This is a genomic window from Ruegeria sp. AM1, from assembly GCF_056540745.1.
The window spans coordinates 1,369,443-1,381,380 of record NZ_JBQFXH010000001.1 but is presented as its reverse complement, the minus strand read 5'-3'; the positions used below and the strand labels follow the sequence as shown (position 1 = coordinate 1,381,380).

Below are 11,938 nucleotides of genomic sequence, written 5' to 3'. Positions count from 1 at the left end.
GAAACCTGAGGCCTGCGAGGGCAAATGTCCAGCAATCAGGTTTCATCATCCAGAAAGGACTGCACGGCCTGCAGATAGACTGGATAGGCCGCATTGCCGGGCAAGGGGATTTGGTTGGCCGTCTCAAGGACCATCAACGAGGCGTTCTGAATGCCTTCTGCCAGCTTGCGTGCCTCAGACAAGGGGTGAACCGCAGCATTGCGCCCGTGCAGAACCAGCGTCGGGCACTTGATTTTCGGCAGCAAATGCAACACCGACGTGCTGTTGCCGATATCACGGTATTTCAGTTTTTGTTCCTGAGAATACAGCATCTGCATCTCGCTCACCATTTCACGGACATCCTCCAGCGGGCCATCCGGGAAATAGCTCAGGCTGGAGCTCATCGCATAGCCGCTGCCTGGGATTTGCCAGCCTTCCGCAATCAGCGTGCGGATTGAATCCGGCTGCGCGGCATCTGCGCGATGATCACGCCCCTCGGCCCAACCGCCCGCGATCACCAACTTGCTGACCCGTTCCGGGTGTTCGGCTGCAAAATGCAGTGCAGGAAAGGTTCCGCCCAATTCGCCGAGAATCGCAAAATGATCAAAACCAGCCGCCTCGGTCACCGCCAGAATCTCGGCAATTCGGATATCGTAAACCGCCTGATGATCGCCGTTCGAGCTGGCCCCATGATCCTTGTTGTACCGCAGTAGGCGAAAGCGATTTGAAAAGTCAGAGAGCCGTTTGCGTTCAAATGCCAGCCGCCATTCGGCCTCAAGATCATGAATAACCGAACCAATGCGCAGCACGGGCAGGCCATCTCCGGACAGCGTATAGGGGATCATGCGACCGCACTGGCTGCGGGCATATCGCAATTGCTGGGTTTGTTGATCGATGGTGGGTTGTGCGCTGCGTTCGCACGTTACCTCAGTCGCCATTTGCAATCCACGCCGCACAATCGTGCGAATGATCCGCTGCGCCTTGCCATCGTCACCGACGGCCTTGCGCGCAGTTGCGACACGCGCACTGATCGTCGATTCCGAAACAAATCGCCCATTCCAAACTCGCTCGATAATCTCATCGCGCGTCACCAGACGTTCGGGGCTTTGAACCAGAAGCTCAAGCAGATCAAAGACCTGAGGCTCAACCGGCACCGCCTCACCCCCGCGCAACAGCACGTGGCGATCAACATCCAGAACACAATCTGCAAACTCATAGCGCATGCGATGAATACACTCCGTTTCCAACTGGGTCACAAGGTTCAATGGCAATCCCCAAGGGTTTCTCGAGGAATTCTCAGGATTGCCTTCAAGCGGACGGGGCGCGTCATCTCCAGACTGGGGGAAACAGATAGGAGTTGCCTCGATGATGCTTCCCTTTGACACCGCATTGCTGCGCTATCCGGCGATCCGGCACCAACCTAGAACCACTCGATCCCGCAGAAAAACCCGGAACACGATCAAAACGACCCTGATCGGATGGCTAAAAACAGCATATCGTCCCGCCGTGCAGCGACAACGCACCTAGCTGGCCCGCTTCATCCCCATCACCCGAGCCCGCGCGCGCGGGTCGCTGTCGAACAGGGCCGCCAGTTGCTCGGTCATGGCACCGGCCAGCTGTTCCACATCGGTGATCGTCACCGCGCGGTCATAGTACCGCGTCACGTCATGGCCGATGCCAATGGCCAGTAGTTCCACCATCTTGCGCTTTTCGACCATCGCAATCACATCGCGCAGGTGTTTCTCAAGATAGTTTGCCGGGTTTACGCTCAGCGTTGAATCATCAACCGGTGCGCCATCTGAAATCACCATCAGGATCTTGCGTTGCTCGCGCCGCGCCAGCATCCGGCGGTGCGCCCATTCCAGCGCCTCACCGTCGATGTTTTCTTTCAGCAGGCCTTCTTTCATCATCAGGCCCAGATTGGGCCGTGCCCGCCGCCACGGGGCATCCGCCCCTTTGTAGACGATATGGCGCAGATCGTTCAGACGTCCGGGTTGCTGTGGACGGCCATCGTTCAGCCACGCCTCGCGCGCCTGACCGCCTTTCCACGCCCGCGTGGTAAAGCCCAGAATCTCGACCTTCACGTTGCAGCGCTCCAGCGTCCGCGCCAGTACATCGGCGCAGATCGCCGCGATCGAGATCGGACGCCCCCGCATTGAGCCCGAGTTGTCCAGCAGCAGCGTCACGACCGTATCGCGGAACTCGGTGTCTTTCTCGACCTTAAAGCTCAGCGGTGTGGTCGGGTTTGCCACCACCCGCGCCAGACGACCGGCATCCAGAATGCCTTCCTCGCGGTCGAACTCCCAACTGCGGTTCTGTTGCGCCTGCAACCGACGTTGCAATTTGTTTGCCAGACGACTGACCGCGCCTTTCAGCGGTTCTAACTGCTGATCCAGATAGGCCCGTAGCCGTTCCAATTCGGCCGGTTCCGCCAGATCCTCGGCGTCGATCTCTTCGTCATGGGTATTCAGATAAACCTTATAGTCCGGATCGGCCTCGGACGCGGGCGGTGGGGCAGGCGGCTCCAGCGGGGCTTCGCCCTCGGGCATCTCGGCCTCATCACCCATCTCATCCTCGGACATCTCGTCCATAGAGACCTGCGCCTGAGACTGGTCCTGCTGCTCTTCCTGAGACTGCTCAGGGCTGGCATCGGCGTCCTGTTCTTCCTGATCATCCTGACCGGTGCTGTCGGGATCAGGCTGTTCCTCGGCATCGTCCTGCGCCTGATCTTCCTGATCCTCGTCCAGCTCATCCGGGTCATCGCCCAGCTGATCGCCATAGCCCAGGTCTTTGATCATCTGCCGGGTGAACTTGGCAAACTCCGCCTGATCCGAGAGAATCTCGTCGAGGTTCTCCAGCGTTCCGCCCGCTTGTTCCTCAATGAACCCGCGCCACAGGTTCATGACATTCTCGGCTGCGGGCGGCAGGTCACGTCCGGTGGCCAGATGCCGGATCAGATACGCAGCAGCCACGGGCAAAGGCGCATCCGCAGGCTGTTTGCACTGGTCATAGCCGCGCCGGATCGCCTCATGCCCGATCTTAACGTCAATATTGGACGCTGTGCCGGGCATATCCCGCGCGCCCATCGCCTCACATCGGGCGGTTTCCATCGCCTCATAGAGATCGCGCGCCATGTCCCCCGGAGGCGCATAGCGCGCGTGGGTCGCGTCGTCATGATACTTGCGCTGCAAGGCCAAAGCATCCGCCGTCCCGCGCGCCAGCAGAACCTCTTCGCGGGTCATCCGACGGCTGACCTGAGGCAGACGCATCGACTCGCCCGAAACACCCGACGGATCGACCGTATAGGTGACGTTCAGCTCGGGGTCATCGGCCATCACCTTGGTGGCCTCGGCCAGCGCCTTCTTGAACGGATCGGCGGGATTGTCGTTTGGCTTACTCATCGCTGTTTCCGAACCTTTTTAGGCATGTCGCCTTATCCGAACTATATAGACCTTTGTTAGGTACTGGAGAAGGGTATGTCACTGGGCCAAACTCTTCCATGTATTGGCTTATGTACTCTCGAACTTCGGGCGTGAACCTCAAATCCGATACTTCCCTTAGCTCCCTACTTGCTCTTAGGTCCAACGCCCAATCGAATATCCCATCTGCCGCGCCCTTTGGGAATACAAAAGGACTGGAGAGGACAATACGATACGTGTAAAGCGCTTCAAGGAATGCCACACACCTCTTGTTTACAAAGTCTACTTCTTCAATTCTCGGGCTCGCCGAGATAGGCCGCAGGGCTTCGAAGCCATTCTGGTTCGACGTTTTTGCAGAACCTATTTGTGGGTTTGCAAGCAAAGCCGAACAGAAGAAAGTAGTTAGTAGTTTCGAGTTAACCCAAGCTGACACTCGCGGCGCTTTCCGGCAATTCCTCGTCAAAGCAGCGTTGATAGAATTCTGCGACCGTCTGACGCTCAAGCTCATCGCACTTGTTCAGAAAGGACAGGCGGAAGGCATAGCCGACGTCGCGGAAAATCTCGGCGTTTTGCGCCCAGTTGATCACCGTCCGCGGGCTCATCACGGTCGACAGGTCGCCATTCATAAAGGCGGTCCGGGTCAGGTCGGCGACGGTGACCATCTGGCTGACGGTCTTGCGGCCTTCGGCAGTATTATAGAGCGGCGCTTTGGACAGCACGATCATCGTCTCAGCATCGTGGCTGAGATAGTTCAGCGTCGAGACCAGCGACCAGCGGTCCATCTGCGCCTGGTTGATCTGTTGTGTGCCGTGGTACAGACCGGTCGTGTCGCCCAGACCCACAGTGTTTGCGGTGGCAAACAGGCGGAAGTTCGGGTTCGGCGTTATGATCTCGTTCTGGTCCAGCAGCGTCAGCTTGCCATCATGCTCCAGCACGCGCTGGATCACAAACATCACATCGGCCCGGCCCGCGTCGTACTCGTCGAACACGATGGCGACCGGGTTGCGCAGCGCCCAGGGCAGGATACCTTCGTGGAACTCGGTAACCTGCTTGCCGTCGCGCAGTTTGATCGCGTCCTTACCAATCAGGTCGATCCGGCTGATGTGGCTGTCCAGGTTCACCCGCACGGCGGGCCAGTTCAGACGCGCGGCGACCTGTTCGATATGGGTCGACTTACCCGTCCCGTGATAGCCTTGGATCATCACGCGGCGGTTGTGAGAGAACCCGGCCAGAATCGCCAGCGTCGTCTCGGGGTCGAACTTGTAGGTCGGGTCGATGGCGGGCACACGGTCACTGCGCTCGGCAAAGCCCTTGACGATCATATCGGTATCAACACCGAATACTTCACGGACCGAAATCTCTTCGGTGGGTTTTGCGTTGATATCAATCGATCCGTCAGCCATGCGCGTCGTCCTTATCCTTTAACCCGTTCACCGGAAATGAACACGTGTGTGGTGCAACATATTGCTGGTAAGGGCAAGGGAAAGCGATGCGGCAAAGGACTAAGCCAGATGTTTCTTTGAAACTGGCCTTATAAGTGGGTCTGAGCCCTCGGCAGCCTTCTGCGCAATGCGCCGGATTTTCCGGACAAAATCCGTTTCGGTGCCGTCAGGCAGCACTAGGCTTTAGGCAACTCCGGGTGGCAGTTGCTGAGTATCACCCCATTTCCGGGGGGACTGCCCGTACATGCGCTTGAACTCGCGACTGAACTGAGATGGGCTGACATAGCCTACGGCCATCGCCGCTTCGCTGACCGTCATGCCCGCCGCAATCCTCATCGCCGCGCTGTTCAGGCGCATCGATTTCACGAACTGGATGGGCGTCATCGTCGTAACCTGCTTGAATTTGCGATGAAAGACCGCGCGGCTCATGCCTGCGCGGCGAGCCATTTCATCAATCGAAATCGGTGCGTCCAATTGGGACGACACATGCGCGATGGATCGCGCAATCGCGTTGCCCACGCCAAAGGCCTGCCGTGCAAAAACACCGGCCTCGCCCTTCAGGATCGCATAATACAGTTCGCGCAGCCGCCCTTCACCAAGGACCGCTGTGTCCGTCTGGCTGGCGCCAAGTTGCAGTAGCCTCTGCAAAGCATCGATGAACGCCACCTCCCAGGCGGCAAGTTTGATCCCCTGCGCGCGCAAGCCGCCCTTGACCTTTGGCGCGACGCCCCCGGCGCTTTCCATCTCCATCGTCATTTCCGTCATTATGCGTGGGTCCAATGAAACCAGAACGCCGTATAACGGGTTTTCCGGCGAAGCGGTGGGCGTTCCGGCTTTGACCGGCATCGACATCGGACAACAAAGGTATCGGCTGTTGTCATAGACATATCTTTGACCATCCAGAATGGCCTCTTTTGTCCCGGTTACAATCGCCACGACACAGGGTTCATAGACCGCGGGAACGCATGGGATCGCCTGCGTCGCCCGGAACAGACGCAAGCCTTTTATGCCGGTTTCCGTCAGCCCCTCACGCTCCGTCCGGCCTTCGATAAGCTGCTTGATCTGATCTTTTCCCATGCAGACGATCTAAGGTCGGCTAATCAGCAATAGCAACCATCCTGATACAATCAGGCAAGTAAACGAGATGATCCCGCCTTTTTGAAGGCTAGGGTGAGAGTTATCTGCAACCCCAAGATAACAACAAAACTCCGTGTTGAGGGGAAATCAATGCCAGATACAACCTTTGGACCTGATGGCTGGACGCCTGAACGGCTTGGTTCGCTTGTGGGCAAAACCTACGTCATTACCGGTGCAAATGCCGGCACTGGGTTTCAGGCCGCACGCATCCTTATGTCCAAGGGCGCGCGCGTCGTCATGCTGAACAGGAACGCCGACAAATCAACCGCCGCCGTCGCAGCGCTGAAGAACGAATTTGGCGCGGATGCCGATGTGAGCTTTGTCCGCATGGACCTTTCCGAACTTGCAAGCGTGCGCGCGGCTGCGCAGGAGGTACTCAAATCCGTTCCCCGGATCGACGCATTGATCTGCAACGCAGCCATTGCGCAAGTGCCCACGCAGCGCTTTACGGTTGACGGATTTGAAAGTCAGCTTGCGACCAACCATTACGGCCATTTCGTGCTGTGCGGGATGTTGTTTGACCGGATCGAGCAGTCAGACGGCCGGATCGTTGTTGTTGCAAGCCTTGGCTACAACATGGGCATCCGGACGATCCAGTTCGAGGACATGAACTGGGACAAAAACTACAGCGCCAACCCAGTCTACAGCCAATCTAAACTGGCGCAGATGATGTTTGCTTATGAACTACAGGATCGCTTGAAAACCGTGGGAAAGAAGGTTGGGGTCTATGTCTGTCACCCCGGATCGTCGGCAACGTCACTGATCAGCACCAGCGGTGGTCTGCTGACTCGGATCGCGTGGTGGCTCATGGCCAAGTCCCCCATGGTTCAAACGGCCCAACAGGGGGCATATCCAGAAGTCATGTGCGCAACCGAAGATGGGCTAGAGCAGCGCGCGCTCTACGGCCCAACTGGCCGTATGGAATTCGTGGGACCGGTTGGCAAGGGCACGCTCAATGCGCATGCCCATGACAAACCCGTCATGGTCAAGCTGTGGGAGGTGTCCGAAAAGGCAACAGGTTTCACCTGGGCGTTCTGAGCAACCACCAATCAATTTGAGGTTTCCCGCAGCGGGCGACGCAAAACGCTAGTTTCGGATCGCGTCGCGCACCCGGATCAGGCTGCGTTCATCCATGAACCGCGGGGTGCTCTGCATATACTCCTGAAACGCGCGGCCATAGCCCTGCAGCAGCCAGCGTTCCTCGTTCAGCACGAACAGAAAGTAAATCACGAACAGGATCGCCGCCAGCGCCAGTGTGATGAAGGAACCGCTGGCGATCCCCAGACCGACCGTGGCCAGAACCGACGTCACATATTGCGGGTTGCGCGAATAGGCATACATGCCGCCCGTTACCAACCCCTCGCTTTCGCAATAGGTGTTGTCGAGCCCCAGAAACCGATAGCCCCAAAGCGTGATGCCAAACGACAGCACCATGATCGGCAGACCGATCAGATAGCGCAGCCAATGGCCCCAGCCGTTCATCCAGACCTCGCTCAGGGCGAAAACCACGGTCGCGCCGCAAAACAGCCGGAATAGGCCAAAGGCGGTGTGATGTCGCCATCCGTTGGCGCTGGGCCACAGCCCTAGCTGTGGCAGGCGCAGGTTCAGCCCCAGATATCCGCTTAGCAGCAGTGCCGCGCCCAGGGCGGTCGACAGCGCGCCTGCGTGTAGGATCGTGATCAGATGTTCCATGTCGAACTCCATCAGAACAGGTCGTTTCCAGGTCAGAAGTGGGCGCGGGGCCCGGCCCGTTGGACAGGCCGTAACAAGGGTTTGTAACAAGTTGAGGACGATCAGCTGGGTTCGGTGAAACACGCGCAGATGTGCTATCATCCCGTTGCGGTGATTTTACAAAAACGGATTAGACTGACGGTATTTGAACAAAAGGATTTGGACATGCGACTGATGAACTGGAATATCGAACACATGAACAGCTGGTGGGAGGGAGGCAACCAGACGCCCGCCGTAATGCGCGACTCGTTTGGCGGCAGCTCGTTTTCTCCGGCCATTTCCGATGTGCCTGCGCTGGCAGCCCGTGTCGGGCAGGTCATCCGGGATGTCGATCCCGATATGATCGCCATACAAGAGGGGCCGGGACTGCCCGAAATCCAACAGTTTCTAACCGATTTCGTCGGTGGCACCTGGCAGACGTTACGCGGCTCGGGTGGTGCGCAGGCTCTGCTGGTCGTGGCGCGTGACGGGCGCGGGATCAGCGCCTTTCAGGAAGGCGAGACAACTGTGGGCGATATAGCGCTGGATGGGCCCTTCAATGCCGACACCAACGCCGATCTCGAACTGGAAGAGGTCGATTTTGCCCGGGTTCCACAGGTGATCTCTTTCACGGTCGACGGTCAGAGTTTCTGGCTGATCAACAACCACCTCAAGTCCAAATTCGTCAACGGAGGAAGGCAGCTGTTCGAAAATGGTGGGCAAGACCGGCTGGAGTACTTCTCGAAATCCCTGATCGCGCGCCGTCGCATCAGCGGCGAGGCCTACCGGCTGCGCACCTTCATCGACCGCATTCTCGAAGATGACCCATCCGCCAATATCGTGGTCTGTGGCGACCTGAATGACGGCCCTGGCTCCGACTTTTTCGAGCGGAACTTCCTCACACATTCCGTGGTCGACCGGGTGTTCGGGTCGATCTTTCACCGTGACAAACAGCTGACCCATGTGTTGCTGAACGGAACCTCGTCCGATTTCACAGCCAAATTCTTTGACTTCATCGAAGGCGAGGAGCGCGAGCTGGTGATCGACCATATCGGGATCAGTAAGGGCATCACTGATCGGTTCGACTGGGCGGGCCGTGTGGCCGTGCAGGAGTTTGAGGATCAGGTCGTATCTGACACCAGCCTGCACCATCGCGAGCTACAGCCGTCAGACCATCGACCGCTTGTCGTTGATTTGACGCTGAAGTGATCGGCGTTATTTGAAGTTCCGGCTGTCCTTGATCTGATCCCAGGCCCAGACTACCTCTTGCAGCTGTTCTTCCTGGGATCGGTCGCCGCCGTTCATATCCGGGTGCAGCACCTTGATCAGCTTCTTATAGGCCTTGCGTACCTCGGCCTTGGTCCAGCTGTCGTTGGCCTCCAGAATCTCGATGGCGCGGCGTTCGGTCGGGGGCAGACGGCGTCCGCCATTGCCGGATGTACGACCCTTGTTCTGCGTGCTGTTGGCGCCCAGAACCTGATGCGGATCCTCGATGCCCAGCCGCGCCCAGGCGCGCGCTTCCGGGTCGCCCATCGGTTTGGTCTCACGCTCCCAGACTTTGTCCTTTGACCGCTGCGCGTTCAGCTCTGCCTCGGTGGTGCCGTCGAAAAAGTTCCATTTCTGGTTATATTCGCGCACGTGCTGCTGACAGAACCAGTAGAAATCATCCAAGACATCCGGTGCCTTGGGCGCGCGGAACTTGCCCGGTTCTTCACACCCGGGGTGGTCACAGATTCGCACGGACGTCTCGGATGCGCCCGACATGCCCCGGCGGCCACGCGGGTTCTTTTTCTTGGCGCTGGAAACGGACATATCGAATCCAAAGGGATCTGACTTCACCATGCAATCATCCTCACGAACGCATCTTTTCGACTCGGAGGCAGCAGTTTAATCTAAGTGGCCGAAAGTAGAAGAGGGGAGCGGTAAAATTTTTGCCGCTGAGCAGAAAAATGACTGTGACTGATGAAATCCGCACCTGCCTGCAAGCTGCCTTTGATCCGCATGAGCTTGAGGTGATCGACGACAGCGAAAGCCATCGCGGCCATGCCGGCTTTCAGGAAGGCGGCGAGAGCCATTTCAATGTCCGCATCCGCGCCGCCGCCTTTGCCGGCCAGTCCCGCGTGGCCCGCCACCGCGCCGTGCACAAGGCGCTTGGCGACATTGTGCCCCGCATCCACGCGCTGGCTTTGGACATTGATACCTGACACCAGATCGAGGCTGTACGCCGGAGTTATCTTCCCGACGGCTCCCACGCGAAAGCGGCCCAAATGCGATAAAAGGGGTTCTCTTCATAGCAAAAGTGATTAAAATCCGGCGTTTAAGACAATTTTTCGCCTAAAACGATCTTTATAGTCGCTGTCATTATGAAACTCTTTTTCAAAGAACCGGCTTTTTGCGCTGTATTTCTGCTGGGCGCGGCTACTGGGGCTGGTGCTGCGGAATCCCCAAACCTGCATATCTCTCTTGAGACGGGACTTGTTTCGCAACCCGTATTGGTCGTGCCTGACAGGCATGCACATAGCTGCGAAGCCTCGGGCAATCCTGTTAAGATCGATATGCGACATAGTCTGCAAAGCACGGGCTTCGATCTGTTGCCATTTGTCCAGACGCTGGTACCGTCAAAGAAGGTGATCGTTCGCCGAGCGGGCAAGATAGCCGAGGATCAAGAAGAGTCTCCCGCCAGATTCACCAGAGCTTTCGTTCCGGAGAATCAGCAAGCTGAAGCAGTAGATGTCGAGCTGAGCGCAAAGCTACTGTTTTGTGAATATGCTGGCTTTCCGGAGTTTGTAGGTGCTGTTTATACGCTCTCTGGTCAGGTTGGGAACTTCAGGATATTTGCCCAGGACGCGATTGAACCTAAAGAAAACAACCGGTTGACCCTCATCTATCACCCTCGAGATGCTCGGAAAACCGAGAGCGGTTCTGACGAGCCCCTCGGTGAGACAGCGGGCTTGTTGGAAATTAAGCTGAGCCTGAAGGATCTAGCCGCTGAGTCTCGTCTTGGTCAGGATGATCTTCTCACAGATGTGTCCGTGTTCAGTTGGGTCGAAGTCACGCCCAAGGGGACAAAGCCATGACACCGGATGCGCGCCTGTTCAAATTTGTGCATTGTTTGGCAGCAGGTTGCATCTTTTTCGTGTCGTCTGCCAACATCGCATCAGCGCGTAACTGGAGGGTAGACTTCGAACAGGAGCAGATCATGACCGCTACGTTGCAGGCGTTGCCCGACGAGAGCGTGGCGAAATCCTGCCCCGAACAGTTTCGTCCAGTCCGTCTTACCACCAACTTCAGCGTCGGCCAGCACGGAGCGTTTTTGATCAAAGCGGCCTCATCCGATCTCAATCAACCGACAGAGCAGGAAACTGAAAAGGTCAATGAAAGCATTCAGTTCGATCTGAAAGTTGAGCTGACGGGATGCGCATTTCGCAATTACTTTCGGCCGCAAGCAGGCCAGGCAGTTTTATCAGGCGCGGTGGGGAATGCCCGATTAGACCGTTTGAGATATGACCTTGTCGGCTCTGAATCTAACAGAACTGGGTATTACGGAGCAGTAGGCACCTTTTTAGAATACGCAGCACATCTTTCAGGTCCGCTCGAGGTTCGCGTCTCTCGACAAAAGAGCGAGTCCGTTCATTTGAAGCTGCCCTCGACGGTTAGTCCGGATCAGGTGATGGGAATACTTGAGGTTAAGCTGCCAGAAGACTGGCTAACGCTTACCGCCGACACGGGCAAACAGGAAAAGATGGAAATCTCGTGGAACTCCGTCAAGCTCGTTGTCTTGCCCGTAGAAGCCTCCGATCGGTAAAGACCGCCTGACCTCATTCTTTCTCCGATGTGTCCGAAACCTTCTCGGCCCCTTTCAGCGACAAGGGCGGCTCCTCCGCCTCTTCGGAAATCGGGGCGGGGGCCGCGATCTCTTCGGGTCCGGGGATCGGTTTGGCTTGCGGGACGTCTTCGGCAATCTCAATAGGCTCCGGGGCGGGCACGGCCGCCTCAGCCGCTGTGACGGCGCGGCGGAACACCAGCACATTGCGCCAGTTCGTGGTTGACCCCGTCAGGCCGGTGCGCTCGTCACTGGGCAGCAGCTCGGCGCGCTGGTATTCCCAGCCGCTCTGACCCATCTGGTTCAGCAATTGCTCAATCGAATTGGCAAACCGCCCCTCGGGCGTTTTCACGCCCTTGGCTTTGGTGCCTTTTTGCGGGGCGGGGACAACTTTGTATTCGTAGCGCTGCATCGAGAGTTCCTAAGGG

At 57.5% G+C, this 11,938-nt stretch carries 13 protein-coding genes; 5 read left to right on the top strand and 8 right to left on the bottom strand.

Features of this window, described 5'->3' with window-relative positions; genetic code table 11:
* Positions 1-35 precede the first annotated feature (35 nt).
* The 5 genes from ACR0I7_RS06895 to ACR0I7_RS06875 form a co-directional block, all read right to left on the bottom strand.
* Positions 36-1,202 carry an alpha/beta hydrolase gene (locus ACR0I7_RS06895; protein WP_480509481.1) on the bottom strand — a complete coding sequence of 389 codons (1,167 nt, stop codon included), beginning with the start codon at positions 1,200-1,202 and terminating at the stop codon, positions 36-38.
* A 300-nt stretch (positions 1,203-1,502) separates the two neighbouring features.
* On the bottom strand, positions 1,503-3,380 hold the full coding sequence (gene cobT, locus ACR0I7_RS06890) for a cobaltochelatase subunit CobT (protein WP_480509480.1): 1,878 nt from the start codon (positions 3,378-3,380) through the stop codon (positions 1,503-1,505).
* Positions 3,373-3,831 (bottom strand): hypothetical protein, encoded by a 459-nt coding sequence (locus tag ACR0I7_RS06885; RefSeq protein WP_480509479.1) that lies wholly within the window; start codon positions 3,829-3,831, stop codon positions 3,373-3,375. The genes cobT and ACR0I7_RS06885 overlap by 8 nt, the downstream gene beginning before the upstream one ends.
* Positions 3,815-4,801, bottom strand: coding sequence for a cobaltochelatase subunit CobS (gene cobS / locus ACR0I7_RS06880; protein ID WP_480509478.1), 987 nt, complete (start codon positions 4,799-4,801; stop codon positions 3,815-3,817). The genes ACR0I7_RS06885 and cobS overlap by 17 nt, the downstream gene beginning before the upstream one ends.
* A gap of 222 nt (positions 4,802-5,023) precedes the next feature.
* Complete coding sequence (locus ACR0I7_RS06875) at positions 5,024-5,917, bottom strand: AraC family transcriptional regulator (protein WP_480509477.1); 894 nt, start codon at positions 5,915-5,917, stop codon at positions 5,024-5,026.
* Positions 5,918-6,067: 150 nt separating this feature from the next.
* Between ACR0I7_RS06875 and ACR0I7_RS06870 the strand changes: the two genes are divergently transcribed.
* A complete protein-coding gene (locus tag ACR0I7_RS06870) occupies positions 6,068-7,015 on the top strand; it encodes an SDR family oxidoreductase (protein ID WP_480509476.1) in 948 nt (315 codons plus the stop codon).
* A 48-nt stretch (positions 7,016-7,063) separates the two neighbouring features.
* Here ACR0I7_RS06870 and ACR0I7_RS06865 read toward each other — a convergent pair whose 3' ends face one another.
* Complete coding sequence (locus ACR0I7_RS06865; protein ID WP_480509475.1) at positions 7,064-7,669, bottom strand: methyltransferase family protein; 606 nt, start codon at positions 7,667-7,669, stop codon at positions 7,064-7,066.
* Positions 7,670-7,873: 204 nt separating this feature from the next.
* Here ACR0I7_RS06865 and ACR0I7_RS06860 point away from each other — a divergent pair, with 204 nt between their 5' ends.
* The gene (locus ACR0I7_RS06860) at positions 7,874-8,896 is read left to right on the top strand and encodes an endonuclease/exonuclease/phosphatase family protein (protein ID WP_480509474.1); all 1,023 of its coding nucleotides are present in this window, start codon (positions 7,874-7,876) and stop codon (positions 8,894-8,896) included.
* 6 nt (positions 8,897-8,902) lie between these two features.
* Here the strand turns inward: ACR0I7_RS06860 and ACR0I7_RS06855 are convergent, their stop codons facing one another.
* Complete coding sequence (locus tag ACR0I7_RS06855) at positions 8,903-9,529, bottom strand: J domain-containing protein (RefSeq protein ID WP_480509473.1); 627 nt, start codon at positions 9,527-9,529, stop codon at positions 8,903-8,905.
* A 107-nt stretch (positions 9,530-9,636) separates the two neighbouring features.
* On the opposite strand from ACR0I7_RS06855, the gene ACR0I7_RS06850 reads away from it, so the two are divergent.
* The 3 genes from ACR0I7_RS06850 to ACR0I7_RS06840 all read left to right on the top strand — a co-directional run bounded on the left by ACR0I7_RS06850 (position 9,637) and on the right by ACR0I7_RS06840 (position 11,492).
* Complete coding sequence (locus ACR0I7_RS06850) at positions 9,637-9,891, top strand: BolA family protein (protein WP_480509472.1); 255 nt, start codon at positions 9,637-9,639, stop codon at positions 9,889-9,891.
* 159 nt (positions 9,892-10,050) lie between these two features.
* The gene (locus ACR0I7_RS06845) at positions 10,051-10,764 is read left to right on the top strand and encodes a hypothetical protein (protein WP_480509471.1); all 714 of its coding nucleotides are present in this window, start codon (positions 10,051-10,053) and stop codon (positions 10,762-10,764) included.
* Positions 10,761-11,492, top strand: a complete 732-nt coding sequence (locus tag ACR0I7_RS06840; protein WP_480509470.1) for a hypothetical protein — start codon at positions 10,761-10,763, stop codon at positions 11,490-11,492. Before ACR0I7_RS06845 ends, ACR0I7_RS06840 begins: the two co-directional genes overlap by 4 nt.
* 13 nt (positions 11,493-11,505) lie before the next feature.
* Here ACR0I7_RS06840 and ACR0I7_RS06835 read toward each other — a convergent pair whose 3' ends face one another.
* Positions 11,506-11,922 (bottom strand): DUF4177 domain-containing protein, encoded by a 417-nt coding sequence (locus tag ACR0I7_RS06835; protein ID WP_480509469.1) that lies wholly within the window; start codon positions 11,920-11,922, stop codon positions 11,506-11,508.
* Positions 11,923-11,938 lie beyond the last annotated feature (16 nt).

Coding starts and splice junctions, on each gene's coding strand:
- ACR0I7_RS06895 (WP_480509481.1), bottom strand. CDS start 1,202: ATGCGCTATGAGTTTGCAGATTGTGTTCTGGATGTTGATCGCCACGTG.
- cobT (WP_480509480.1), bottom strand. CDS start 3,380: ATGAGTAAGCCAAACGACAATCCCGCCGATCCGTTCAAGAAGGCGCTG.
- cobS (WP_480509478.1), bottom strand. CDS start 4,801: ATGGCTGACGGATCGATTGATATCAACGCAAAACCCACCGAAGAGATT.
- ACR0I7_RS06875 (WP_480509477.1), bottom strand. CDS start 5,917: ATGGGAAAAGATCAGATCAAGCAGCTTATCGAAGGCCGGACGGAGCGT.
- ACR0I7_RS06870 (WP_480509476.1), top strand. CDS start 6,068: ATGCCAGATACAACCTTTGGACCTGATGGCTGGACGCCTGAACGGCTT.
- ACR0I7_RS06865 (WP_480509475.1), bottom strand. CDS start 7,669: ATGGAACATCTGATCACGATCCTACACGCAGGCGCGCTGTCGACCGCC.
- ACR0I7_RS06860 (WP_480509474.1), top strand. CDS start 7,874: ATGCGACTGATGAACTGGAATATCGAACACATGAACAGCTGGTGGGAG.
- ACR0I7_RS06855 (WP_480509473.1), bottom strand. CDS start 9,529: ATGGTGAAGTCAGATCCCTTTGGATTCGATATGTCCGTTTCCAGCGCC.
- ACR0I7_RS06850 (WP_480509472.1), top strand. CDS start 9,637: ATGACTGTGACTGATGAAATCCGCACCTGCCTGCAAGCTGCCTTTGAT.
- ACR0I7_RS06845 (WP_480509471.1), top strand. CDS start 10,051: ATGAAACTCTTTTTCAAAGAACCGGCTTTTTGCGCTGTATTTCTGCTG.
- ACR0I7_RS06840 (WP_480509470.1), top strand. CDS start 10,761: ATGACACCGGATGCGCGCCTGTTCAAATTTGTGCATTGTTTGGCAGCA.
- ACR0I7_RS06835 (WP_480509469.1), bottom strand. CDS start 11,922: ATGCAGCGCTACGAATACAAAGTTGTCCCCGCCCCGCAAAAAGGCACC.